We start from the raw sequence: 25,331 nt of genomic DNA on the forward strand, positions 1-25,331 counted from the left end.
CTTGAAACCGCCTCGCATTCCTTCCGCGCCGCCCGTCATCACGCCGCTTCACGCGGCCTTCGCGCCGACGCTGATCGCGTGGCAGCGCAAGCACGGCCGCCACGACCTGCCGTGGCAGAACACCCGCGATCCGTACCGGATCTGGCTGTCGGAGATCATGCTGCAGCAGACGCAGGTGTCGACCGTCGTGCCGTACTACGTGCGCTTTCTCGAGCGCTATCCGGACGTCGCCGCGCTCGCGGCGGCGCCGATCGACGACGTGATGGCGCTCTGGGCCGGGCTCGGCTACTACTCGCGCGCGCGCAACCTGCACCGCTGCGCGCAGGCGGTCGTCGAGCGGCACGGCGGCGCGTTTCCGGCGGCGCCGGAAGCGCTCGCCGAGCTGCCGGGCATCGGCCGGTCGACTGCCGCGGCGATCGCGTCGTTCGCGTTCGGCGCGCGCGCGACGATCCTCGACGGCAACGTGAAGCGGGTGCTCGCGCGCGTGTTCGGCGTCGAAGGCTTCCCTGGCGAGAAGCGCGTCGAGAACGAGATGTGGGCGCTCGCCGAGGCGTTGTTGCCCGACGCGGCCGGGCAGGCCGACGTCACCGCGTACACGCAGGGGCTGATGGACCTCGGCGCGACGCTTTGCGTGCGCGGCAAGCCCGATTGCGCGCGCTGCCCGTTCGCGGGCGATTGCGTCGCCGAGCGCAGCGGCCGGCAGCGCGAATTGCCCGCCGCGCGCCCGAAGAAGGCGGTGCCGACGCGCCGCACGTGGATGCTCGTGCTGCGCGACGGCGACGCGGTGCTGTTGCAGCGGCGCCCGCCCGCGGGCATCTGGGGCGGCCTGTGGAGCCTGCCCGAAGCGGACGGCGACATGGCGCTCGCGCGGCGCGCGCGCGAATTCGGCGGCGTGTCGCTCGTGCCGCTCGCGTCGCTCACGCATACGTTCACGCACTTCAAGCTCGAGATCGAGCCGCGGCTCGCCGATCTCGACGGCGCGGCGGGCGGCGTGTCGCCGGCGGCCGACGACGAGACCGCATGGGTTTCGCTCGACAAGCTCGATGCGTACGGCGTGCCCGCGCCCGTGCGCAAATTGCTCGACGGGTTGAGCGGGGCGTTGCTGTAAGTGCGGCAGGCGCGGCACGCGGGCGCGGGGACGCAAGCGGATGGCGCCGCATGTGCGGCACGGCGCGCCGCGAGCGCGTGCGGCGTTTAGCGGCGGCGCGCGGAAAGGGACGGCGGATAGCGGTCGACCGGTTTCCGCGATGTGGCTCTGTCCGGGGCGATTGCCCGGAACATCGGGCGCGGACGCGCGGATCGCGCCGCTCGCGCTTCAGCGCCGAGCGCGGCTCGATGTTCGCGATCCGGAACTCAAGATTCGGCGCTCCGGACTCGGCATCCGATGTCCGACGCATGCGCCGGGAACCTCGCACGCAGTCGACCGCCTTGCCGCGAGCCTCGACAATCGCCGCGGCGCCGCGCGCCTACAACCACCCGTGGCGGTTCAATTCCCGATGAACCGCGTCGATTCGCGCGCCGACATCGGGGAATTCCATCAGCTTCTGCCGCGCGCGCAGATCGAGCGGCAACACTTCGGCGAGCCGGTTCGATACCCACGTCGGGTCGTCGAAGCGGAAAGGCTCCGCGAACGGCAGTTCGGCGTCGGATTTGCGCAGCACTTCGACGATCCGTTCGAGCGCCTCCGCGCATGCGCCGAACTGCGCGAGCGCGTCGTCGCCTTCGAGCGGAATGTCGTCCTGCATCGGCTCCGCGATGCCGACGAGCAGGCCGTTCGCCTCGACTCGATGCGACAGCAGCTCGAAGCGTTGCGTGCCGATCGTGCGCAGGAACAGCATGCCGAATTCACCGGTATCGCATTCGACGATCCGCGCCATGCAGCCGATCGTCTCGGGTACCGATACTTCGCCTTCCTGAGCGACTTCAGGGCCGCTCTTCAGCAGGCACACGCCGAACGGCGCTTCGTCGCGCATGCACGAGCGCGCCATGTCCAGATAGCGCGCCTCGAAGACTTTCAGCGGCAGCAGCCCTCCAGGGAACAGCACCGTGTGCAGCGGGAAGAGCGGCAAATCGATGAGCGTGGTCGACAGAGAGGACATGGCGGGCCCGGAAGAGGTGAGCGGCGCTAGGTCACGAGCCGCGACGACGCGTCCACGGCGACGGGCGCGTCACGATGCCGCACGATCACGTTGGCCTGCCGCGACAGACGCGCGGCGAGCGTCTCCGCGAGGAACACCGACCGGTGCTGGCCGCCCGTGCAGCCGATCGCGACCGTCAGGTAGCTGCGGTTGTCCTCGCGGAAATGCGGCAGCCACTTGATGAGAAACGACTCGATGTCGCCGAGCATCTGATGGACGACGGGCAGCGCGTCGAGAAACGCGACGACCGGCTGGTCGAGCCCGGTGAGCGGCCGCAGCTCGTGGTCGTAATACGGGTTCGGCAGCGCGCGGACGTCGAACATGAAATCGGCGTCGAGCGGCACGCCGCGTTTGAAGCCGAACGATTCGAACATCAGCACGAGATCGTCGTTCTTCTGCTCGATGAAGCGCTTGACCCACGTGCGCAGCACGTTCGCGCGCAGATTGCTCGTGTCGATCTGATGGCCGAATTCGGCGAGCGGCGCGACGAGGTCGCGCTCGCGCTCGATCGCCTCTTCGAGCGATACGAGAAGGCCGACGTCCGCGTCGTGCGACGGCGAGCCCGACAGCGGATGGCGGCGGCGCGTCTCGGAGAAGCGCTGGATCAGCGACTGCGTGCTCGCGTTCAGGAACAGCACGCGCACGTCGTGCTCGCGCGACAGCGCGCGGATGAGGCCCGGCATCTCGTCGAGCGACGCGCTCGAGCGCGCGTCGATCGCGACGGCGAGCCGGTTCTGGCCTTCGTTCGCGAGGTGGCGGGCGAGTTCGGGCAGCACGTGCGGCGGCAGGTTGTCGACGCAATAGTAGCCCGCATCCTCGAGCGCGTTCAGTGCGACGGACTTGCCGGAGCCGGAGATGCCGGTGATGAGGACAATGCGCATGGAAAGAGGAAATCCTGACGTTTCATCATAGCACCGGCTCGTTGCGCGAGCGTGGCACGCGCGAAGCCGGCGCGGGTTACACGAGCTTGCCGGGGAACTGGCTGTCCGGGTCCTGCATCGCGAGGCGCTGGCGGTCCATGAAGTCGCGCAGCGTGTCGATGCCGCGCAGCTGCAGGATCGTGTTGCGCACCGCCGCCTCGACGAGCACCGCGAGGTTGCGGCCCGCCGCGACCTGGATCGTCACCTTGCTGATCGGCAGGCCGAGCACGTCGACCGTCTGGCTTTCGAGCGGCAGCCGCTGGAACTCGCCGTCGGGCCGGCGCACGAGCTGGACGATCAGCTTGAGCTTCATCTTCCGGCGCACCGCGGTTTCGCCGAAGATCGTCTTGATGTCGAGGAGGCCCAGGCCGCGCACTTCGAGCAGGTTCTGCAGAAGCGGCGGGCAGCGCCCCTCGACGAAATCGGGGCCAAGTCGGACGAAGTCGACCGCGTCGTCGGCGACAAGCCCGTGGCCGCGGCTGATCAGCTCGAGGCCGAGCTCGCTCTTGCCGAGGCCCGAATCGCCCGTCAGCAGCACGCCCATGCCGAGGATGTCGAGGAACACGCCGTGCAGCGTCGCGCGCGGCGCGAGGATGCGCGACATGTACAGGCGCAGGCTGTCGATCACAGCGGCGGCCGACATCGGCGTCGTGAACAGCGGCGTCGACGAGCGCGTGCAGCGCAGGACGAGCTCGGGCGGCGCGGCGGCGCCGCCCGCGACGACGAGAAACGGCGGCTCGAGCGCGATCAGTTCGGCCATGTGGCGCGAGCGGTCTTCGTCGGTCTGGCGCTGGTAGTAGTCGATTTCGGCTTCGCCGAGCACCTGGATCCGGTTCGGGTGGATCAGGTTCAGGTGGCCGACGAGGTCGGCGCTCGACGTCGCGTTCGCGACCGTATCGGCGGAAAAACCGCGTTCCCAGCCTTCATGCCCCGTCAGCCAGCTGAGCTTCAGCATGGCTGCGTTGTCGTCGAAGATGCTCTGGGCGTTGATGCTGGACGTATCCATGAGTCCGTCACTCCAAGGAGCCGGCGCCCTGACGCTGCAACGGCGGTTGCGGCGCCGGCCCGGCGGCGGGCGGCTCGGCTCGGCGGCGCGGGCCGCGACGCAATGGGGAACGAACCGCCCCGATCAGCTTAAGGTTGCCACTGAGTCAGGAGTCGATGCAACTCGTCGCGATCCGGCTCGGTATGCAGGCGCTCGCGCGTGTCGCGATCGGACAGCAACTGGGCGATTTCGGAAAGGATTTCGAGGTGCGCCTGCGTCGCCTGCTCGGGCACGAGCAGGAAGATCAGCAGCGACACGGGCTGGCCGTCCGGCGCCTCGAACGGGATCGGCTCGGCGAGCCGCACGAATGCGGCGAGCGGGTGCTTGAGTCCCTTGATCCGGCCATGCGGAATGGCAACGCCTTCGCCGAGGCCCGTCGAACCGAGACGCTCGCGTGCGAACAGATTGTCGGTGACGGTGCTGCGGGCGATGCCGTTCTGATTCTCGAAGATCAGGCCGGCTTGTTCGAAGACGCGTTTCTTGCTGGTGACGGAGAGGCCGATGACGACGTTCTCCAAAGGCAGGATTTTGGCTAGGCGATTCATGTTGGCAGGCGTAGGGGCGGCCTGGGGTCTCCTCGCGGCGGACTGATTTTCCATGTCGGTCAAAAAGGACGGCGTTAGGCGACGGAAACCTGTGAAGCGCGGCAAACCGGCTCGTCGCCCCCGATAATAACCGAAACATTATAGAGCACTGCAGACGGCGCCGCGCACCGCGACAACTGTCGGGAATCGCGCGGCGCGCGGCGCATCCGCGTCGCGCCGAGGCGATTTGCACAATAAAAAACCGCCCGTCGAGGCGGGCGGTTCGGCTGGCGCTGTCGCGCCGCGATCATTGCGGCGGAAGTTCGATCTGTTCGGCGGTCTGCTGATGCTTGATCGGCTCGTGCGCGTGCGTCTGCAGACGCTCCATGTGCTTGACCACCTGGCGGTCGAGCTTGTCGATCAGCAGGTCGATCGCCGCGTACAAATCGCCGTTCGCGCTTTCGACGAAGATATCCTTACCCTTCAGATGCAGCGTGATTTCCGCCTTTTGCCGCTTGTCCTTCTCTTTGTGATTGTCGACCGTGAGGATCACAGCGCCATCGATGACCTGATCGCTATGGCGTAGCACCCTGTCGAGCTTGGTGATCACGTATTCGCGGATAGCAGGCGTGACTTCGAGATGGTGTCCACTGATCTTCAGGTTCATAGTGCTTCTCCAAGCTAATGACCACCTTCCGCATAGAGGCGGCATGCCTGCCGATTTCGTTGCCGATGCTCGCGGTGAGCGGGCATCGGTCGGCCGGCTTTGCCGTCGACGATGCGGCGGCCGGAAAACGCCCGCCGCGTGGCGACGGGCTACAGAGACTTGCGCAGATTCACCGCCGGGATCTTGAGGGCTTCGCGATATTTGGCAACCGTGCGGCGCGCGACCACGAACCCTTGTTCCGCTAGCAGCTCGGCTATGCGACTGTCCGAAAGAGGGGATTTGGGGTCTTCGGCTCCTATCAGTTGTTTGATGAGGGCGCGGATCGCTGTCGACGACGCGGCACCTCCGGTGTCTGTCGATACGTGCGACCCGAAGAAGTACTTAAATTCAAGTGTGCCGAACGGAGTCAGCATGTACTTGCCGGTTGTCACACGGGAGACAGTCGACTCGTGTAGGCCCAGCGTATCAGCTATTTCCCGCAAAACCAAGGGGCGCATCGCAATTTCGCCGTGCGCGAAGAAATTCTTCTGACGTTCGACAATCGCCTGCGCGACCCGCAGGATCGTCTCGAACCGCTGCTGAATATTCTTGATCAGCCAGCGCGCTTCCTGAAGCTGCTGCTTCAGCGATCCCGCGCTCGGATCGCCCCGGCTGTTGCGCAGGATGTTCGCGTAAAGATGGTTGATACGCAGCTTCGGCACCACTTCCGGATTGAGTTCCGCCTGCCAGCTCTGGCCGGCCTTCTTCACGATGATGTCGGGCACCACGTAATCGGCTTCGGCCTTGCCGTACGCCGCGCCGGGAAACGGCTCGAGCGAGCGGATCAGCGCGTGCGCGTCGCGCAGCTCGTCGTCGGTCGCCTTCAGTTGCTTGCGCAGGCGCGTGAAATCGCGCGCGGCAAGCAGTTCGAGATGCTGCGACACGATATCGAGCGCGAGCGTGCGCGTCGGGGACGGATCCAGCCGCAGCAACTGCAGCTTCAGGCATTCGGACGCGGACCGCGCGCCGACGCCCGCCGGATCGAAGCTGTGCACGAGCGCGAGCGCCGCGTTCAGTTCGTCGACGTCGACTTCGAGCTCCGCCGGCAGATCGGCGAGCACTTCGTCGAGCGACGCGCTCAGGTAGCCGTCGTCGTCGAGCGATTCGATCAGGAACGTGACGAGCGCGCGATCGCGCGGGCTCGCCTGCGTGACGCGCAACTGCGCCATCAGATGATCGCGCAGCGACGTCGAGGTTTCGTGGATCTGCATCGGCGGCAGATCGTCGTCGTCGGATGCGGCGGGGGAGCGGCCGAAGTCGTCGAGATTCCACTGGCTCGCGTCGCCGCCGTCGGCCGAATAGCCGTCGTATTCGTCGACGCCGGCGGTTTCGTCGCGCTCGGTGCGCTCATTCGTCGCAGTCGTGCCGTTCGACGCGCCGGACATCGGCTCGGGCGAGGACGACGCGGGCGTCTGCGCGATCACCGAGCCGTCGGCCGCGACGCGCAGGGGGCTCGCGATCCAGTCGTCGTCGTTCTCGAGCAGCGGGTTCTGCGCGATCGCCGTTGCGACTTCCTGCTGCAGTTCGAGCGTCGACAACTGCAGCAGCCGGATCGATTGCTGAAGCTGGGGCGTGAGCGCGAGATGCTGCGACAGGCGAAGTTGGAGACTGGCTTTCATGGCAAAAGGGAAGTCATACCGGAAGTTTGCCACGAGGGCGGCGCGTTGAGGCATTCGGGATGACGCTCGGCGCGCGGGGCGCGCACGCGCGGCGCGAACCGGGCGTGCGGTGAGGCGGCGCGGATCGCGCCGGGGAAAGGAGGCGGCGGCGGGATCGTGTCCCGCGCCGCCTACATGCGGAAGTGCTCGCCGAGGTAGACGCGCCGCACGCTTTCGTTTTCGATGATTTCCTTCGGCGCGCCGGATGCGAGCACCGAGCCGTCGCTGATGATGTAAGCGTGATCGCAGATGCCGAGCGTCTCGCGCACGTTGTGATCGGTGATCAGCACGCCGATGTTGCGCTGCTTCAGGAATTTCACGATCTTCTGGATTTCGAGCACCGCGATCGGATCGACGCCCGCGAACGGCTCGTCGAGCAGGATGAAGCTCGGGTTGCTCGCGAGCGCGCGCGCGATCTCGACGCGGCGGCGTTCGCCGCCCGACAGCGACAGCGCCGGGTTCTCGCGCAGGTGCGCGATCTGCAGCTCCTCGAGGAGCGCCTCCGTGCGCGCGCCGATCTCGCTCTTCGCCAGCCGCTTGCCGTTGTCGTCGTGCTGCAGCTCGAGCACCGCGCGCACATTCTGCTCGACGGTCAGCTTGCGGAACACCGACGCTTCCTGCGGCAGGTACGACAGGCCGAGCGACGCGCGCTTGTGGATCGGCATCAGGCTGATCGGGCTGCCGTTCAGCGAGATGTCGCCCGCGTCGAGCGGCACGAGGCCGACGATCATGTAGAACGACGTCGTCTTGCCCGCGCCGTTCGGACCGAGCAGGCCGACGACCTCGCCGCTTTTCACGTCGAGCGACACGTCCTTGACGACGGTGCGCGAGCCATAGCGCTTCTTCAGGTTGCGCACGACGAGCGAGCTCGACGTGCCGGCCGGTTGGCGATTGGGGAGCGCGTTCACGGGTTCGGGGCTCCCTGAATGTTGTTCGACGGCGCGAGCTGCGCGGGGCTGCCGGACAGCGGCGCCGGGCCGCCGTTCTTCGGCGTGAGCATCGCGCGCACGCGGCCGCCCGGATTGCCCGGGCCGGCGACGTCCTTGCCGCCGCGCGCCGTGTAGAAGTCGCGCTGGCCGTCGTACGTGATCACGCTGCCGTGGACCGTGTCGGCCACGGTCGACTGGCCCTGCAGGCGGCGCACCGTCGCGTTCGTCGTGAGGGTGGTCAGATCCTGCTTGCCGTCGTAGTCGATGCGCTCGGCATCGCCGTCGATGTATTCGTCGAGGCCTTCGCGCTTCTGGCGGAACGACGCGTGTTTCTTGCCGGAGGCCGTCGCCGTCGCGTACTGGTAGCCCTGCGGGTCCTGGCGCACTTCGACGCGATCGCCCTTGATCAGGATCGTGCCCTTCGTGATGACGACGTTGCCCGTCGCGACCGTGACCTGCTTCAGGTCGTCATAGGTCAGGTTGTCCGCCTCGACGTTGATCGGCTTGTCGCGATCGGCCTTTTCGGCGTGAGCTGCGGGCGCGACGCCCGCGAGCGGCGCCGCGACGAGCGCCGCCGCGACCATCGCGCGCACGGCGCGGCGTGCGCCGCTCGGAAATAAACAGGGGAACGATTCGTTCATGCAGTCCCGCGTGGTGAGTTACTTGGGTTGGCCAGCAGCGCCGCCGGACGTGTCGGAAGCGGCGATCGTGCCGCGCACGTTGCCGTAAAGTTCGATGACCCGGGTGACGTTGTTGTACTTCATCCCGGCGGCGGCGTTCGCGATCGACAGGCCGCGCTGAAGTTTAACCGGCTTTTCGGTCTCGATCACATCGTCATTGACCAGCACCCGGAAATGCTGGGAATCCGCCTGCATCGGCGGGTCGCCCGCGCCCGCCGCGCGCAGGATCCGCGCATCGTCATACAAATCGACGATCGACACGTCGCCGTTCACGGTGCCGCGTTTCGCGGTGGCCGTCACGGTCGGCTTGCCGGGCTGGAAGGCGCGCAGCGCCGGCTGCGTCAGATCGCTCGTCTCGTCATCCTCGTAGTGGACGAGGCCCGCGGCCGTCAGCCGGTACTGGGTCGAGCCCGTCTGGTCGAGCTCGGTGACGGAGAAATTGTCCGCGAAGTAGTCGGGCGTGTGCGATTTCGGCCGCACGAGCGCCTCGCCGGGCGGCGGCAGCGTCGCCTGCAGCAGCCAGTACGTGCCGCCCGCGAGCGCCGCCATCGCGGCGAGCGGGATCATCGAGGTCAACCGGAATTTGCCGTCCATCCGCTCAGGCTCCGCAGGCGGCCGCGAGCAGCGCGTCGTAGCGGCGCTGCGCGCGCAGGATCGCGTCGCACACTTCGCGCACCGCGCCCTGGCCGCCGCGGGCCTCGGCGACCCAGTGCGCGCGCGCGATCACGTCCGGATGCGCGTTCGCCGGCGCGGCCGCGAAGCCGCAACGCAGCATCACCGCGAGATCGGGCCAGTCGTCGCCCATGTAGCCGCACTCGCCGGGCTCGAGGCCGAGCGTGCGCAGCAGCTCGCCGAACACGGCGAGCTTGTTCTCGGCGCCCTGGTGCAGGTGCGCGACGCGCATTTCCTTCGCGCGCGCGGCGACCGCTTCCGAGCGGCGGCCGGTGATGATCGCGGTCGCGATGCCCGCTTCGCCGAGGAGCTTCACGCCGTGGCCGTCGAGCGTGTTGAACGACTTCATCGCGTCGCCCGCCGCGGTGAAATGGAGGCCGCCGTCGGTCAGCACGCCGTCGACGTCGAAAATCATCAGCTTTACGCGGCTCGCGCGCTCGGCCGCCGTGACAGGGGACGCGGACATCAAATCACCTTCTTCGAGAACAGATCGTGCATGTTGAGCGCGCCGATCAGCGCGCCATGCTCGTCGACGACGAGCATCTGGTTGATCCGGTGGCGCTCCATCAGTTCCACCGCCTCGACGGCGAGATGATCCGGCGCGATCGTGCGCGGATTGCGCGTCATCACGTCGACGATCGGCAGCCGGCGGAAATCGCCGTCGCGCTCGAGCACGCGGCGCAGGTCGCCGTCGGTGAAGATGCCGGCCACGCGGCCCGCGTCGTCGACGACGGCCGTCATGCCCATGCGCTTCGCTGTGATCTGGAAGAGGGCGTCGGAGAGCGTCGCGCCGAGCGGCACGGCGGGCACTTCGTCGCCCGTGCGCATCACGTCGCGCACGTACGTGAGCAGGCGCCGGCCGAGCGCGCCGCCGGGGTGCGAGCGCGCGAAATCGTCGGAGCCGAAGCCGCGCGCGTCGAGCACCGCGACGGCGAGCGCGTCGCCGAGCGCGAGCGCGGCCGTCGTGCTCGCCGTCGGCGCGAGGTTCAGCGGGCAGGCTTCCTTCGCGACGCCCGCGTTCAGATGGACGTCGGACAGCGTCGCGAGGCTCGACGCCGGGCGGCCCGTCATCGCGATCAGCTTCGCGCCGAGCCGCTTGATGAGCGGCAGGATCGCGACGAGCTCTTCCGATTCGCCGGAGTTCGAGATCGCGACGAACACGTCGTCCTTCGTGACCATGCCGAGGTCGCCGTGGCTGGCTTCGGCCGGATGAACGAAAAACGCGGGGGTGCCGGTGCTGGCGAGCGTCGCGGCGATCTTGCGGGCGATGTGCCCCGATTTGCCGATGCCGGACACGACGACGCGTCCGCGGCACTCCAAGAGCAGCCCGACCGCGGCGACGAACTCGCCGTCGAGCTGGTCGGCGAGCGCGCGCACGGCACTCGCCTCGATGTCGAGCACGTCGCGGGCGAGCGCGAGCGCCCGATCATCATTGATTTTCGCTATCATGCGCGGAGTATAGCAAAGGCGTTTGTTCGCCGCGCCGGGCCCCTTGCGCCCAATTTTCCGAGTAGTCTCCCGGCCCAACCCGGCGTCCGTCATTGCGGCGCCGTCGACGAACGAGGACGCTTCGCCCGTGATTTCCCCGCTCGAAATGACGCTTCTGCTGCTGCTTGCCTCGGTGGCGGGCGTCGTCGTGTTCCGTTCGCTGAACCTGCCGCCGATGCTCGGCTATCTGACGGTCGGCATCGTGGTCGGCCCGCATGCGCTCGGCTTTGCCGCCGACCTGGAGCGCGCCGAGCATCTCGCCGAGTTCGGCGTCGTGTTCCTGATGTTCTCGATCGGCCTCGAGTTCTCGCTGTCGAAGCTGCGCGCGATGCGCCGGCTCGTGTTCGGGCTCGGGCTCGCGCAGGTGCTCGGCACGATCGCGATCGCGCTCGTGCTGGGCGCGCTCTTCGAGCGCTGGATGCACATCACGTGGGAAGGCAGCGTCGCGCTCGGCGGCGCGCTCGCGATGTCGTCCACCGCGATCGTCTCGAAGATGCTCGCCGAGCGGCTCGAGATCGAGACCGAGCACGGCCGCAACATCTTCGGCGTGCTGCTGTTCCAGGATCTTGCCGTCGTGCCGCTGCTCATCGTGATCGCCGCGTTCGGCGGCGAATCGTCGAGGGATCTCGCGTTGTCGCTCGGGTTCGCGGCCGTGAAGATCGTCGTCGCGCTCGCGCTGCTCCTGATCGTCGGCCAGCGTTTCATGACGCGCTGGCTGAACGTCGTCGCGCGGCGGCGCTCGCAGGAGCTGTTCGTGCTGAACCTGCTGCTCGTCACGCTCGGCGCCGCGTTCATCACCGACCGCTTCGGCCTGTCGCTCGCGCTCGGCGCGTTCATCGCCGGGATGCTGATCTCCGAGACGCCGTACCGGCATCAGGTGGAGGAGGACATCAAGCCGTTTCGCGACGTGCTGCTCGGCCTGTTCTTCGTGACGACCGGCATGCTGCTCGATCCGAGCGTGATCTGGCGGCATCCGTTTCTCGTGCTCGCGTTCTTCGTCGGCCAGGTGCTGCTCAAGAGCGTGATGATCACGGGCCTCGCGCGCGCGTTCGGCGCGACGCCCGGCGTCGCGATGCGCACGGGGCTCGGGCTCGCGCAGGCGGGCGAATTCGGCTTCGTGCTGCTGAACCTGATTCTCGACCGGCATCTCGTCGACGCGACGCTGTTGCAGTCGATCCTCGCGTCGATGCTGCTGTCGATGCTCGCCGCGCCGTTCCTGATCCAGAACGCGGACCGGATCGTGATGCGGCTGTCCGCCGCGGAATGGATGCAGCAGTCGCTGCAGATGACGCGGATCGCGACGCAGAGCATCAAGCAGAAGGGCCACGTGATCGTCTGCGGCTACGGCCGCGCCGGGCAGAACCTCGCGCGGATGCTCGAGCAGGAGGGGATCGCGTACGTCGCGCTCGACCTCGACCCGGACCGCGTGACGGCCGCCGCCGCGGCGGGCGAATCGGTCGTGTTCGGCGACGCCGCGCGCCGCGAATCGCTGCTCGCGGCGGGCATCCATCGCGCGGCGGCCGTGGCCGTCACGTACGCGAACACGCCGTCCGCGCTGCGCGTGCTGCACAACGTGCACGAGCTCGAGCCGACGCTGCCCGCGATCGTGCGCACAGTCGACGACGCCGATCTCGAGAAGCTGCTCGCCGCGGGCGCGACCGAAGTGATTCCGGAGATCGTCGAAGGCAGCCTGATGCTCGCGTCGCACACGCTCGTGCTGATGGGGGTGCCGATGCGGCGCGTCGTGCGGCGCGTCGAGGAAATGCGCGACGAGCGCTACAGCCTGCTGCGCGGCTACTTCCGCGGCGCCGACGACGCGGACGACGACGACCACGAGCAGGTGCGGCTACAATCGGTGCCCGTCGACGCGCGCGCGGACGCGGTCGGCCGCTCGCTCGCCGAGCTGGGGCTTTTCGCCCTTGGCATCGAGGTGACGGCGATTCGCCGGCACGGGATTCGCGGCGTCGAACCCGACCCCGAGACGAAGCTGCGCGCGAGCGACATCGTCGTGCTGCGCGGGCTGCCCGAGGCGCTCGCGGAAGCGGAGGAGCGGCTGTCGCGGCATCGCCGCGAAGGCGGATCGACCGCGGCGGCGTGACGCCGCGCGGCCGCCGATTTTTTGAGTCGTCGAGCGATCGACGAACGGTGCGGGCATCCGGCGCCGTTTTTTTCGGAGAGTTTCATGATGTCCACATCGTCGGACGCGCAGCTCGATCCCGTCGAGTTCATTCACAGCCGCATCCGCACGGTGCCGAACTGGCCGCAGCCGGGCGTGATGTTCCGCGACATCACGCCGCTCCTGCAAAGCGCGAAGGCGATGCGCGTGCTCGTCGACCTGTTCGTCGAGCGCTATGTCGACGCGAAGCTCGACTACATCGCGGGCCTCGACGCGCGCGGCTTCATCATCGCGCCCATCGTCGCGTACGAGCTGTCCGTCGGCTTCGTGCCGATCCGCAAGGTCGGCAAGCTGCCGTACAAGACGCAGCGCGAATCGTACGCGCTCGAATACGGCACCGCGACCGTCGAGATCCACGAAGACGCGTGCAAGCCGGGCGACCGTGTGGTGATCGTCGACGACCTGATCGCGACGGGCGGCACGATGATGGCGGGCAAGAACCTGCTCGATCGGCTGGGCGCCGTCGTCGTGGAAGGCGCGGCGATCGTCGATTTGCCGGATCTCGGCGGCTCGGCGCTGCTGCGCGGGGCCGGCCTGTCGCTCTATACGGTCACCGAATTCGCCGGACACTGAGCGCGGCGCGCCGCCCCGCACGCCGGACATCCCCGGCGCCGGTTTCATCCCGCGCTTGCCCGAGCGCGGCCCGTTCGTTCACCGATGTCCACCGATTCAAGCGAGCTCACGATGCCGAACTTCATGCTGTTTCTCGCGACGTCGATCGCGATCACCGTCGCGCCCGGCCCCGACAACCTGCAGGTGCTCGCGCGCGGCATCTCGCAAGGCCGCGCGGCGGGCATCGTCGCGGCGCTCGGCTTCGCGTCGGGCGTGCTGTTCCATACGACGCTCGCCGCGTTCGGCGTGGCCGCGCTGCTGCGCTCGTCGCCCGTCGCGTTCCATCTGCTCAAGCTCGCGGGCGGCGCGTATCTGATCTGGATCGGCATCAAGGCGCTGCGCAGCAAGGGCCTCGCGACCGCGCACGAGCGCGCGCCGCAGCCGCTGTCGACGATCTTCCGCCAGAGCGTGATCGGCAATCTGCTCAATCCGAAGGTGACGCTGTTCTTCGTCGTGTTCCTGCCGCAGTTCGTCGATCCGCACGGCGCGCAGCCCGTCGCGCTGCAGATGCTCGAACTGGGCGCGCTCTTCATGGCGCAGACGGCCCTGGTGTTCTCGGTGTTCGGCGTCGGCGCGGGCGCGATCGGCGTGTGGCTCAAGCGCCGGCCGCGCGCCGGCGTGTGGCTCGACCGCCTCGCGGGCGCGACGTTCGTCGCGCTCGGCCTGCGCGTCGCGCTGAAGGACTGAGGAGGGCGCGATGACGTTTGCGTGCATCGCCGCCGCGCGGCGCTTCGAACCGGCCGCGCACGTGCCGTTCTGGATCGCGGGCCGGCAGGTGGGCTGGCTGCGCCGCGGCGACGTCGCGCGCCTCGCGCGCTGGCCCGACGTGTTCGAGTTTCCGGCGGGGCGCGTCGAGCTCGCCGCGCGCTACGACAGCGTCGATGCGCGCAGCATGGCGCTCGCGAGCCCGATCGGCGCGCTCGCGGCCGAAGGCGCGATCGTCGGCTGGCGCGACGAGATCTACGCGATCCGCAACCGCTTCGACGACCCGCCGCTCGCGTACATCGAGCGGGCCGCGTCGCGCTTCTTCGGTACGATGACGTACGCGGTGCATCTGAACGGCGTCGTAGAATATGCGCCTGCGGCGCCGCTCGCGATGTGGCTCGGCCGCCGCAGCGCGACGAAGGCTACCGATCCGGGCATGCTCGACAACGTCGTCGCGGGCGGTATCGGTTGGGGGCTCGGAATCGAGGACACGATCGCGAAGGAATGCTGGGAAGAAGCGGGCATTCCGGCCGAGCTCGCCGCGCGCGCGATTCCCGGCCGCGTCGCGCACGTGCTGTGCTCGTTGCCGGAAGGCACGCAGGCCGAGCAGATCTTCGTCTACGATCTGCCGCTGCCGCGCGATTTCGCGCCACACAATCAGGACGGCGAAGTCGCCGAGCACCTGCTCGCCGGCGTCGACGAGATCGTCGCATGGCTGCGCGCGGGCGAAGCCACCGTCGACGCGAGTCTCGCGATGCTCGACAGCCTGTTGCGCCACCGCGCGATTTCGCCCGACGACGCGCGGGGAATCGACGCGCTGTTCGTGCCGCCGCCGCTTGGCTGAGCGCGACGCGAACGCATTGCATTGTTCGGAAGATTTGAAAAGGGAGTAGCGGTCATGTCGGCCGATCACAGCTTTATCCTGAAACTGTCGTGCCCGGACCGGCGCGGCATCGTTCACGCGGTCTCCGGCTTTTTGCTAGAGCGCGGCAGCAACATCCTCGATTCGGCGCAGTTCGGCGACAGCCGCACCGGCGAATTCTTCATGCGCGTGCATTTCGAGCAGGCGGGCGCCGCCGATGCCGCGGCCGCGCTCGACGGCCTGCGCGCGGAGTTCGCGCCGCTCGCCGAGCAGTTCGCGATGCGCTGGGAACTGCACGACGCGTCGGTGAAGCCGCGCGTCGTGATCCTCGTGTCGAAGATCGGCCATTGCCTGAACGACCTGCTGTTCCGCTACCGCACGGGCCAGTTGCCGATCGAGATCCCGGCGATCGTGTCGAATCACAAGGACTTCTATCAGCTCGCCGCGAGCTACGACATTCCGTTCCACCACTTCCCGCTCGCCGCGGGCGCGTCGGCCGACGCGAAGGCCGCGCAGGAAGCGCGCGTGCTCGAGGTGATCGACGAGCATGCGGCCGATCTCGTCGTGCTCGCGCGCTACATGCAGATCCTGTCGCCGAACATGTGCGAGCGGCTCGCGGGGCGCGCGATCAACATCCATCACTCGTTCCTGCCGAGCTTCAAGGGTGCGAAGCCGTACTATCAGGCGTTCGACCGCGGCGTGAAGCTGATCGGCGCGACCGCGCACTATGTGACGACCGACCTCGACGAAGGCCCGATCATCGAGCAGGAAGTCGAGCGCGTCGATCACAGCATGACGCCGGACGAGCTGACGGCCGTGGGCCGCGATGTCGAATGCGTGACGCTCGCGCGTGCGGTCAAGTGGCACGTCGAGCACAGGATCGTGCTGAACGGCACGAAGACGGTGGTGTTTCGCTAAGCCGGCCGCGCGCGTTTTCCGTCGGCTGGCCGGGCCGGCTCGCGACGCGCATGGCTGGCGGCTGGCCGCGCATGCGGCCGCGCGACGGCAAAAGGAAGGCCGCGTCCGATGACGGACGCGGCCTTCTCTTTTGGGGTTGGCAACGGCGCGTTCGCGAGGATGCACGTGCGAACGCGCGATCGCGCAGGCGGCGCAATGCTTGGCGTGCATCGCCGAAACGGCCGCGCGGCGCGTGCCGCTCAGATGAGCCGCAGGTAGATCAGCTCGCGCTTCACGTATGCGTAGAAAATCGGCGCGGCGATCACGCCGGGCACGCCGAACGCGGCCTCCATCACGAGCATCGCGAGCAGCAGCTCCCACGCGCGCGATTCGATCTGGCCGCCGATGATCTTCGCATTCAGGAAGTATTCGAGCTTGTGGATCACGACGAGGAACACGAGCGACGCGATCGCGGTGCCCATGCTGACCGACAGCGACACCGCGACGATCAGCGTGTTCGAGATCAAATTGCCGACGACGGGCAACAGGCCCGCGATGAACGTGACGAGCACGAGCGTCTTCGACAGCGGCAGCCGCTGATGGAAGATCGGCAGCGCGACGAGCAGGTAAAGCGCCGTGAAGAACGCATTGAGCGCCGAGATCTTGATCTGCGCGAACACGATCCGGCGGAACGAATCGGAGAAGCGCGAGATCCGCGCGACGAGCGCGGTCGACAGCGGCTGGCGCAGCTTGTGGCGATCGACGCCGATCGCGATCATCGCGCCGATGATCATTCCGAACAGCACGTGCCCGAAGCCGCGCGCGACGCTCTTGCCGCCTTGCTGCAACTGATCCATGTGCTTGTTCATCAGGCCGGTCGCCTTCGCGCGCATCTGCTCGGCGTCGACGGGCAGCAGGTTCGAGATCCACTCGGGCGTGCGCGTGCGCGCCTGATCGACGATCTGCATCACCTGGCCGAGCAGGTTCTGCGCGTTCGGCACCGTATGCTCGAAATGCTCGATGACCGCGATCGTGAGGCCCGCGAGGCCGCCGACGATCGCGGCCGACAGCAGCACGACCGCGACCCAGCGCGCGCGCTGGCTCGACATGTGGCGCTCGATCGCGGGCGCGATCATGTGGACGAGCTGATAGACGAGGAGGCCGGCGAGGAGGCCGCCGAGCAGCTTCAGGTGCAGGACGAGCCACAGGCCGAAGAGGGCGAGGAGGTAGCTGCCGATCTCGATCGCCGAAAGCTTCGGCAGGCTGAAATCGCTCGTCAGCCGGACGCTGCGCAAGTGCGGTTCCCGCGTTTGCGGCTCGCGCGTCGGCTCAGATTGCTTCTCCATGACTATCCCTGTATTCGGAGGCTACTCGGCGCGCTTGTGGCCGTAAGCGGGCGTAACCTTGTATCGCCGCGAGTATAGCAACGATTATCGACCGAAATATTAGGATGTTGTAAGGAAGAATTTGGCGTCGTATCGGCCGCGGCGGCCGCCCGCGTTCGCCCGGGCGGCCGCATTCCACTTACTTTTTGCGCTTGAGGAGCGGCGCGAGGTACTTGCCGGTGAAGCTCGCCTTCGTTTTCGCGACCTGCTCGGGCGTGCCCTGCGCGATGATCTGGCCGCCACCCGCGCCGCCTTCCGGCCCGAGGTCGATCACCCAGTCGGCCGTCTTGATCACGTCGAGGTTGTGCTCGATGATCACGACCGTGTTGCCCTGGTCGCGCAGCCGGTGGATCACCTCGAGCAAGAGCGCGATGTCGTGGAAGTGCAGGCCGGTCGTCGGTTCGTCGAGGATGTAGAGCGTGCGGCCCGTGTCGCGCTTGGACAGCTCCAGCGACAGCTTCACGCGCTGCGCCTCGCCGCCCGAGAGCGTCGTCGCCGACTGGCCGAGGCGGATGTATCCCAGGCCGACGTCGAGCAGCGTCTTCAGCTTGCGCGCGACGACGGGCACCGCGTTGAAGAACTCGTACGCGTGCTCGACCGTCATGTCGAGCACCTCGCTGATGTTCTTGCCCTTGTACTGCACCTCGAGCGTCTCGCGGTTGTAGCGCTTGCCGTGGCACACGTCGCACGGCACGTAGACGTCCGGCAGGAAGTGCATCTCGACCTTCAGCACGCCGTCGCCCTGGCACGATTCGCAGCGCCCGCCCTTCACGTTGAACGAGAAGCGGCCGGGATCGTAGCCGCGCTCCTTCGACGCGGGCACGCCCGCGAACAGCTCGCGGATCGGCGTGAACAGGCCCGTGTAGGTGGCCGGATTCGAGCGCGGCGTGCGGCCGATCGGCGATTGATCGACGTTGATGACTTTGTCGAAGTGCTCGAGGCCCTCGATCGATTCGTGCGGCGCGGGTTCCGTCGCCGAGCCGTACAGGTGGCGCGCGACCGCGTTGTACAGCGTGTCGTTGATGAGCGTCGACTTGCCGGAGCCCGACACGCCGGTGATGCAGGTCAAGAGGCCGACCGGCAGATCGAGATCGACGTGCTTCAGGTTGTTGCCGTGCGCGTCGACGATGCGCAGCATCCGCTGCGCATCGGGCGAGATCCGCTCGTCCGGATATTCGATCGTGCGCTTGCCGACGAGATACTGGCCCGTGAGCGAATCGCCGTTCGCCTGGACCTGCTTCGGCGTGCCTTCGGCGACGACCACGCCGCCGTGCTCGCCCGCGCCGGGGCCCATGTCGACGACGTAATCGGCCGTGCGGATCATGTCTTCGTCGTGCTCGACGACGATCACCGAGTTGCCGAGGTCGCGCAGGTGCTTGAGCGTGCCGATCAGGCGATCGTTGTCGCGCTGGTGCAGGCCGATCGACGGCTCGTCGAGCACGTACATCACGCCGGTCAGGCCCGAGCCGATCTGCGACGCGAGCCGGATGCGCTGCGCCTCGCCGCCCGACAGCGTCTCGGCGCTGCGCTCGAGCGACAGGTAGTCGAGACCGACGTTGTTCAGGAACGTGAGCCGCGCGACGATTTCCTTGATCACCTTGTCGGCGATCTCGCGCTTCGCGCCGTCGAGCGTCAAGCCGTCGAAGTAGCCGAGCGCGTCGCGCAGCGGCCAGCCGCTCACTTCGTAGATCGCGCGCGCGTAGTCGCCCTGGCCGACGCGCACGAAGCGCGCCTCGCGGCGCAGGCGCGTGCCGTCGCACGACGGGCACGGCTGGTTGTTCTGGTACTTCGCGAGCTCCTCGCGCACGGCGGCCGAATCGGTCTCGCGGTAGCGGCGCTCGAGATTCGGGATGATCCCTTCGAACACGTGCTCGCGGATCGTCGTGCGGCCGCGCTCGTTGATGTACGAGAACGGGATCGTCTGCTTGCCGGAGCCGTACAGCAGGATCTTCCTGATCTTCTCGGGCAGATCCTCGAACGCGGTGTCGATATCGAAATCGTAGAACGCCGCGAGGCTTTGCAGCATCTGGAAGTAGAACTGGTTGCGCCGGTCCCAGCCCTTCACCGCGCCCGCGGCGAGCGACAGCGACGGGTGCGCGACGACCCGCTTCGGATCGAAGAACGTGATCTGGCCGAGGCCGTCGCATTCCGGGCACGCGCCCATCGGGTTGTTGAACGAGAACAGGCGCGGCTCGAGTTCCTGCAGCGAGTACGAGCACACCGGGCACGCGAACTTCGAGCTGAACAGGTGTTCGCGGTCCGTATCCATCTCGAGCGCGATCGCGCGGCCATCGGCGAGGCGCAGCGCGGTCTCGAACGATTCGGCGAGCCGCTGCTTCATGTCCGCGCGCACCTTCAGGCGATCGACGACGACGTCGATCGTGTGCTTGTCGTTCTTCTTGAGCTTCGGCAGCGAATCGACTTCGTAGATCTTCGCGACGCCTTCGTTCGCCGCGCCGCCGCCCGAGCGCACGCGAAAGCGCACGAAGCCCTGCGCCTGCATCTCGTCGAACAGCTCCGCGTGCTCGCCCTTGCGGTTCGCGACGACGGGCGCGAGGATCATCAGCTTGGTTTCCTCCGGCAGCGCGAGCGCCGCGTCGACCATCTGCGACACGCTTTGCGCCTCGAGCGGAATTTCGTGATCCGGGCAGTACGGCGTGCCGACCCGTGCGTACAAAAGCCGCAGGTAGTCGTGGATTTCGGTGACGGTGCCGACCGTCGAGCGCGGATTGTGCGACGTCGCCTTCTGCTCGATCGAGATCGCGGGCGACAGGCCCTCGATCAGGTCGACGTCCGGTTTCTCCATCAACTGCAGGAACTGGCGCGCGTACGCCGACAGGCTTTCGACGTAGCGCCGCTGCCCTTCGGCGTACAGCGTGTCGAACGCGAGCGACGATTTGCCCGAGCCGGACAGCCCGGTAATCACGATCAGCTTGTGCCGCGGAAGGTCGAGATTGACGTTCTTCAGGTTGTGGGTGCGCGCCCCACGGATACGAATTTGTTCCATGAACCCGGCGGAAGACGAGAGAACCAAACCTGCTACTATAACGACTTTTCGAGTCCGTCGTTTCAGGCTCCCAACCAATTCCCGCGCCCCCGGCAGCGGGCTTTCGCGACGCCCGGGCCGCAGCAGGGCGGCGCGCGGCGGCAGGCGGCCGGCCCGGATCATCCGCCGCCCGGCGGCGGGCGGACCACCGATTCATTCGAACACACGCCCGATGTCCAATCCGTCCGCTACCTCCACTCGCATGAGCGCGCCCGAGCTGCGCGCGACCACGTCGCTCGCGGCGATCTTCGCGCTGCGCATGCTCGGCCTGTTCATGATCATGCCGGTGTTCTCCGTCTACGCGAAGACGATTCCCGGCGGCGACAATGTCGTGCTCGTCGGCATCGCGCTCGGCGCTTACGGCGTCACGCAATCGCTTCTTTACATCTTCTACGGCTGGGCGTCGGACAAGTTCGGGCGCAAGCCGGTGATCGCGGCGGGGCTCTTGATCTTCGCGCTCGGCAGCTTCGTCGCGGCGTTCGCGCACGACATCACGTGGATCATCGTCGGCCGGGTCATCCAGGGAATGGGGGCGGTATCGTCGGCGGTGCTCGCGTTCATCGCCGATTTGACGTCCGAGCACAACCGGACCAAGGCGATGGCGATGGTGGGCGGCTCGATCGGCGTGTCGTTCGCGGTCGCGATCGTCGGCGCGCCGATCGTGTTCCACTGGGTTGGGATGAGCGGGCTCTTCGCGATCGTCGGCGCGTTGTCGGTTGTCGCGATCGGCGTCGTGCTGTGGGTCGTGCCGGATGCGCCGCGGCCCGTGCACGTGCCCGCGCCGTTCGCCGAGGTGCTGCACAACGTCGAGCTGCTGCGGCTGAACTTCGGCGTGCTCGTGCTGCACGCGACGCAGACAGCATTGTTCCTCGTCGTGCCGCGCCTGCTCGTCGACGGCGGGCTGCCCGTCGCGTCGCACTGGCAGGTCTATCTGCCGGTGATGGGGCTCGCGTTCGTGATGATGGTGCCGGCGATCATCGTCGCGGAAAAACAGGGCAAGATGAAGCCCGTGCTGTTGGGCGGAATTGCGGCTATCCTGATCGGCCAGCTTTTGCTCGGCATGGCAACGCATACGATATTGATTGTCGCGGCAATCCTGTTCATCTACTTCCTGGGCTTCAACATTCTGGAGGCGTCGCAGCCGTCGCTCGTGTCGAAGCTCGCGCCCGGTTCGCGCAAGGGCGCGGCCACGGGCGTGTACAACACGACGCAATCGATCGGGCTCGCGCTCGGCGGCGTCGTGGGCGGCGTGCTGCTGAAGCACGGCGGCCCGGACACGGTGTTCTTCGCGTGCTCGGCGCTCGTAGCCGTGTGGCTTATAATCGCGGCCGGCATGAAACAGCCGCCGCGCAAAGCCTGACACGCGAACGCCCTTCGAAGCGCGCGGCGTGCTCCGGTCCGGCACATGCCGGGCCGATGAAGCCCTGAACGGTTTTGCCGCGCTGTTTGGCATTGAATCAACTGGAGAAACACATGGCATCCGTCAACAAGGTCATTCTCGTCGGCAATCTCGGCGCCGATCCCGAAGTGCGTTATCTGCCGAGCGGCGACGCGGTGGCGAACATCCGCCTCGCGACGACCGACCGCTACAAGGACAAGGCGTCCGGCGAATTCAAGGAAATGACCGAATGGCACCGCGTCGCGTTCTTCGGGCGCCTTGCCGAGATCGTCAGCGAGTATCTGAAGAAGGGCTCGTCGGTGTACATCGAAGGCCGGATTCGCACGCGCAAGTGGCAAGGCCAGGACGGCCAGGACCGTTACTCGACCGAAATCGTCGCCGACCAGATGCAGATGCTCGGCGGCCGCGGCGGTTCGGGCGGCGGTGGCGGCGGTGACGACGGCGGCTACGGTGGCGGCGGCGGTTACGGCGGCGGCCGCGACATGGAGCGCGGCGGTGGTGGCGGTGGCCGTGCGTCGGGCGGCGGCGGCGCGGGCGCGCGCAGCGGCGGTGGCGGTGGCGGTGGCGGCGCGAGCCGGCCGAGCGCGCCGGCGGGCGGCGGATTCGACGAGATGGATGACGATATTCCGTTCTGAGCCGCGCAAGCGCAGCATGCAGCAATCAACCCCGCCCTTGCGCGGGGTTTTTCATTTCTCCGTCGCGCGAACGGACGACGCGAACCCGGCCGCGCTTTAAAGCGCCGGCGTTCACGCCTTGCCGACGGCGGCCGCGCCGAACACTTCGTCGAACAGCGCGAGCATCATCGTCCATGCCCGCCGATCCGCGGCGGGGCTGTAGCCGTAGCCGGGTTTGTTCCATCCGTCGGCGTCGGGGTTCGTGTACGCATGCCCGACGCCGCCGAAGAGATGAAGCTGCCAGTCCACCCGCTTTCTCTGCATTTCCGCCGCGAACGCGGCCCTGTCGTCCGCAGGCACGTCGGGGTCCTGGTCGCCGATCATCATCAGGACCTTGGCGCGGATCGGTTGATCCTGACTGCCCGCCGGACGCATCAAGCCGGGATGAAAGCCGACCGCGCAGCGAACGGGTGCGCCGCCTCGCGCGAGTTCGAGCGCGCTGATGCCGCCTTGGCAAAAGCCGATCGCGGCGATCCGCTCCCGGTCCACGCCCGGCTGTTCCATCAGGGCCGAGAGCGCCGCGCTCGCGCGAGCGTGCATGAGGCCCGGCGCGGACATCAATTCGATATGCCGGCTTATTGCTTCCTGCATCGAGAATCCCTCGGCGCCGTACATATCGAGGGCGAGCGCGGCGTAGCCCAGTTCGGCCAGGCGCCTTGTTCTTGCACGTATATGCTCGTTGATCCCGAAAGCCTCGTGCGCGACCAAAATCGCGGGCTTCTTCGTGTTCGGCGCGCCGTCGGCGAAATATCCCGTCAGCTTGGCGCCTTCGCAATCGTAGGCTATCGCGCGTGTCTCCATCGTCGGACTTCTCCTGGGGCGGTAGTGAGAGGTGGCGTCGACGGATGTTACGAGAATTCGGAGCCGCTCCGTTCCGAGGCCGCTACCGAGCAACCGTGACGATCGACGACGCGTTCAGGCAGCCTTTGCTTTCGAGATCATCGCAAATTCCCGAAACGTTCCGTTTCCCACATACTTGAACTTGTCCCTGCGCTGCGCCGCTGACCGGGTTCATCGCAGGCGGGCGCGCGACGGGGAAGAAGCGAAGGCGCGTCGCGCACATTCCACGGCGCGGACAAAACAACGCAATAACAAGAAGAGCGGGGCAATTCGATGAATCCATTTTTCGGCACGCAGCGCGAATGGCAGGAAGTACCGGTTCCGGCGCGGGCGTACGCACGGCTCGACAACATTCACCTGCCTCATGCGGATGCGCCCGATCGGCAAGCGGCGCTCCGCTTCGATCTGATCGACGCCGACTGGCTCGACGATCAGGCGAGAGCCGACAATCCGCTGTTCGATCTCGGGCGTCGGCACCGCATGCACGCTGCGTGGAAGCGCTGGTTCGCCGCCGCGCGGGACGGCGAAGCGGACGACCCGTTCCGCGCGGCGCCGTTGTATGTGCTCGAGGTGAGCGTGCCGTTCGACGCACGCGAATGGCGCAAGCGTCTCGGTTTGACGCGGGAAGCGATGGCGAACGACGCTCACGGCGAAATCCTGGCGGCGTTTCGCCGGCGCTGGTATGAACTGACGGTGTTGCGCGAAGCCGACGCGCGGGCGGGGGCGATGTTCGGCTTGCTCCATCGCGGCATCGCCGACGAGGGGCTGCGGGTTTGCTGCTTCGCCGCGCTCGCGCCGGCCGCACGTGCGGCCGGGTTGACGGCGCTCGGCACGCTGGCGGGCAGCCCGGCGCTGACGAGCGCGAGCCTGAAGCCGCTCGTGCGCGACGTGCGGGCGACGTATCTGGGCGTCTACGACGTCGGGCAGGCGAATGCCAATGCGCTGCTGGGCGGGATACGCGGGCGGGACCTTCATGGGGTGGTTCGGCACGGCGTGTTTCCGACGCTCTATTTCGATCTGGGCATGCCGTTGCAGTCGCAGCGCCACACGGCGCCGACGAACGTTCGCTTCTGCTTCACGGACGAACCGGTCATCGTCCTTTCGCACTGGCACGACGATCACCTGGGCGGCGTTTCGTTGCCGACGGCGCCCGGCTGCCCGAGTGCCGAACAGATGGACTGGATCGTGCCCGACTACTCGCTCGCGACGCGGCACAAGGCGCTGGTGACGGCGATCTGGGCGGCGGGTGGCAGCGTTCACGTATTCAGCGCGTCGCCGGCCGGCCGGCGGTTGCAGGCCACGACGGCGAGCGGGCATCTGCTGACGCTCACGCGCGGCACCGCGCGAGATCCGAACAACGGCGGCATCATCATGCAGGTGAGTTCAGTGCAGCCAAAGGCGCGCCGCTCCGCCGATCGCCCCCGAAGCTGGCTGCTGCCCGGCGACTGCGAGTACAAGCATTTTCCTTCGACTTTCAAGCCGACGAACGTGATCGCGCTCGTCGCGCCGCATCACGGCGCGGACCTGAAGAAGGGATCGGTTCCGGTGCCGCCCGCCGCGAGCGGTTATTTGCGGCTCGTCTATTCGTTCGGGCGAGACAACAAGTACGAACATCCGCGTCAGGGCTTCGTCGATGCGCATCATGCCGCCGGCTGGACCCATCCGGTTGCGGCGGCGACGGGGGCGATCGAATGCGTGTCGGGAAACTGCGTGCGCACGACCAACGAGCATTCGCCGTTGCCCGCGAAGCCGACGGGCGTGCTGGTGGGATGGTCGAAGGCGCCGCTTTCGGTTCCAGCCTGCACGTTGAGCGGCGGCGCGGCGAGTTGCACGCTGCCGCTCGCGAAAGTCTGAGCTGCCGTCACGGGCGTTCGGTCGATCGATCCGTCGCCGGCGTCGACCGTTCGGGCGAGGCCGGCGATGGCGGCGTTTGGGGCGATGCGTTCGGCGCTTTCGGTGCGTTCGGTTCGCGGTC

At 67.5% G+C, this 25,331-nt stretch carries 23 protein-coding genes; 9 read left to right on the forward strand and 14 right to left on the reverse strand.

Annotated features, from left to right (window positions below; all coding sequences use genetic code 11):
- The first annotated feature begins 1 nt into the window (after position 1).
- A complete protein-coding gene (mutY, locus tag BTH_RS14630) occupies positions 2-1,108 on the forward strand; it encodes an A/G-specific adenine glycosylase (RefSeq protein WP_009893061.1) in 1,107 nt (368 codons plus the stop codon).
- Positions 1,109-1,466: 358 nt separating this feature from the next.
- Here the strand turns inward: mutY and BTH_RS14635 are convergent, their stop codons facing one another.
- The 11 genes from BTH_RS14635 to kdsD all read right to left on the reverse strand — a co-directional run bounded on the left by BTH_RS14635 (position 1,467) and on the right by kdsD (position 10,721).
- Positions 1,467-2,099: an LON peptidase substrate-binding domain-containing protein gene (locus BTH_RS14635; protein WP_009893059.1), complete on the reverse strand. Its 633-nt coding sequence runs from the start codon at positions 2,097-2,099 to the stop codon at positions 1,467-1,469.
- Between the two features lie 26 nt (positions 2,100-2,125).
- Positions 2,126-3,019 (reverse strand): RNase adapter RapZ, encoded by an 894-nt coding sequence (rapZ, locus tag BTH_RS14640; RefSeq protein WP_009893058.1) that lies wholly within the window; start codon positions 3,017-3,019, stop codon positions 2,126-2,128.
- Between the two features lie 76 nt (positions 3,020-3,095).
- A complete protein-coding gene (gene hprK / locus BTH_RS14645) occupies positions 3,096-4,064 on the reverse strand; it encodes an HPr(Ser) kinase/phosphatase (RefSeq protein ID WP_004195225.1) in 969 nt (322 codons plus the stop codon).
- Positions 4,065-4,192: 128 nt separating this feature from the next.
- Positions 4,193-4,702, reverse strand: a complete 510-nt coding sequence (locus tag BTH_RS14650) for a PTS sugar transporter subunit IIA (RefSeq protein WP_161654448.1) — start codon at positions 4,700-4,702, stop codon at positions 4,193-4,195.
- 232 nt (positions 4,703-4,934) lie between these two features.
- Positions 4,935-5,294: a ribosome hibernation-promoting factor, HPF/YfiA family gene (gene hpf / locus BTH_RS14655; protein ID WP_009893049.1), complete on the reverse strand. Its 360-nt coding sequence runs from the start codon at positions 5,292-5,294 to the stop codon at positions 4,935-4,937.
- Positions 5,295-5,443: 149 nt separating this feature from the next.
- The gene (locus BTH_RS14660) at positions 5,444-6,952 is read right to left on the reverse strand and encodes an RNA polymerase factor sigma-54 (protein WP_009893048.1); all 1,509 of its coding nucleotides are present in this window, start codon (positions 6,950-6,952) and stop codon (positions 5,444-5,446) included.
- 170 nt (positions 6,953-7,122) lie between these two features.
- Entirely contained in the window at positions 7,123-7,899 is a 777-nt protein-coding gene (gene lptB, locus BTH_RS14665) for an LPS export ABC transporter ATP-binding protein (RefSeq protein ID WP_009893047.1), read from the reverse strand.
- On the reverse strand, positions 7,896-8,561 hold the full coding sequence (gene lptA, locus BTH_RS14670; RefSeq protein ID WP_009893045.1) for a lipopolysaccharide transport periplasmic protein LptA: 666 nt from the start codon (positions 8,559-8,561) through the stop codon (positions 7,896-7,898). The genes lptB and lptA overlap by 4 nt, the downstream gene beginning before the upstream one ends.
- A gap of 18 nt (positions 8,562-8,579) precedes the next feature.
- The gene (gene lptC / locus BTH_RS14675; protein WP_009893044.1) at positions 8,580-9,194 is read right to left on the reverse strand and encodes an LPS export ABC transporter periplasmic protein LptC; all 615 of its coding nucleotides are present in this window, start codon (positions 9,192-9,194) and stop codon (positions 8,580-8,582) included.
- A gap of 4 nt (positions 9,195-9,198) precedes the next feature.
- The gene (locus BTH_RS14680) at positions 9,199-9,738 is read right to left on the reverse strand and encodes a KdsC family phosphatase (protein ID WP_009893042.1); all 540 of its coding nucleotides are present in this window, start codon (positions 9,736-9,738) and stop codon (positions 9,199-9,201) included.
- Complete coding sequence (gene kdsD, locus BTH_RS14685) at positions 9,738-10,721, reverse strand: arabinose 5-phosphate isomerase KdsD (RefSeq protein WP_009893041.1); 984 nt, start codon at positions 10,719-10,721, stop codon at positions 9,738-9,740. Before kdsD ends, BTH_RS14680 begins: the two co-directional genes overlap by 1 nt.
- A 127-nt stretch (positions 10,722-10,848) precedes the next feature.
- Here kdsD and BTH_RS14690 point away from each other — a divergent pair, with 127 nt between their 5' ends.
- From BTH_RS14690 to purU, 5 genes are all read left to right on the forward strand, one after another.
- On the forward strand, positions 10,849-12,858 hold the full coding sequence (locus BTH_RS14690; protein ID WP_009902790.1) for a monovalent cation:proton antiporter family protein: 2,010 nt from the start codon (positions 10,849-10,851) through the stop codon (positions 12,856-12,858).
- 84 nt (positions 12,859-12,942) lie between these two features.
- Positions 12,943-13,509 carry an adenine phosphoribosyltransferase gene (locus tag BTH_RS14695; protein WP_009893039.1) on the forward strand — a complete coding sequence of 189 codons (567 nt, stop codon included), beginning with the start codon at positions 12,943-12,945 and terminating at the stop codon, positions 13,507-13,509.
- A 111-nt stretch (positions 13,510-13,620) separates the two neighbouring features.
- Positions 13,621-14,235 (forward strand): LysE family translocator, encoded by a 615-nt coding sequence (locus tag BTH_RS14700; protein ID WP_009893038.1) that lies wholly within the window; start codon positions 13,621-13,623, stop codon positions 14,233-14,235.
- A 10-nt stretch (positions 14,236-14,245) separates the two neighbouring features.
- Positions 14,246-15,097, forward strand: coding sequence for an NUDIX hydrolase (locus BTH_RS14705; protein ID WP_009893037.1), 852 nt, complete (start codon positions 14,246-14,248; stop codon positions 15,095-15,097).
- A gap of 54 nt (positions 15,098-15,151) precedes the next feature.
- Entirely contained in the window at positions 15,152-16,033 is an 882-nt protein-coding gene (purU, locus tag BTH_RS14710; protein ID WP_009893035.1) for a formyltetrahydrofolate deformylase, read from the forward strand.
- 239 nt (positions 16,034-16,272) lie between these two features.
- Here purU and BTH_RS14715 read toward each other — a convergent pair whose 3' ends face one another.
- Together BTH_RS14715 and uvrA are read right to left on the reverse strand one after the other, a co-directional pair.
- Entirely contained in the window at positions 16,273-17,358 is a 1,086-nt protein-coding gene (locus BTH_RS14715) for an AI-2E family transporter (protein WP_009893034.1), read from the reverse strand.
- A gap of 178 nt (positions 17,359-17,536) precedes the next feature.
- A complete protein-coding gene (uvrA, locus tag BTH_RS14720) occupies positions 17,537-20,404 on the reverse strand; it encodes an excinuclease ABC subunit UvrA (RefSeq protein ID WP_009893033.1) in 2,868 nt (955 codons plus the stop codon).
- 211 nt (positions 20,405-20,615) lie between these two features.
- Between uvrA and BTH_RS14725 the strand changes: the two genes are divergently transcribed.
- Both BTH_RS14725 and BTH_RS14730 read left to right on the forward strand, forming a co-directional pair.
- Positions 20,616-21,803, forward strand: coding sequence for an MFS transporter (locus BTH_RS14725; RefSeq protein ID WP_025988549.1), 1,188 nt, complete (start codon positions 20,616-20,618; stop codon positions 21,801-21,803).
- A 113-nt stretch (positions 21,804-21,916) separates the two neighbouring features.
- Positions 21,917-22,477, forward strand: coding sequence for a single-stranded DNA-binding protein (locus BTH_RS14730; RefSeq protein WP_009893031.1), 561 nt, complete (start codon positions 21,917-21,919; stop codon positions 22,475-22,477).
- A 111-nt stretch (positions 22,478-22,588) separates the two neighbouring features.
- On the opposite strand, the gene BTH_RS14735 is transcribed toward BTH_RS14730, so the two are convergent.
- Positions 22,589-23,317, reverse strand: coding sequence for a dienelactone hydrolase family protein (locus tag BTH_RS14735; protein WP_009893030.1), 729 nt, complete (start codon positions 23,315-23,317; stop codon positions 22,589-22,591).
- Positions 23,318-23,629: 312 nt separating this feature from the next.
- Here BTH_RS14735 and BTH_RS14740 point away from each other — a divergent pair, with 312 nt between their 5' ends.
- On the forward strand, positions 23,630-25,210 hold the full coding sequence (locus BTH_RS14740) for a hypothetical protein (RefSeq protein WP_009893029.1): 1,581 nt from the start codon (positions 23,630-23,632) through the stop codon (positions 25,208-25,210).
- Positions 25,211-25,331 lie beyond the last annotated feature (121 nt).

Origin of the sequence: Burkholderia thailandensis E264 (genome assembly GCF_000012365.1) — a bacterium.
GTDB lineage: Bacteria > Pseudomonadota > Gammaproteobacteria > Burkholderiales > Burkholderiaceae > Burkholderia > Burkholderia thailandensis.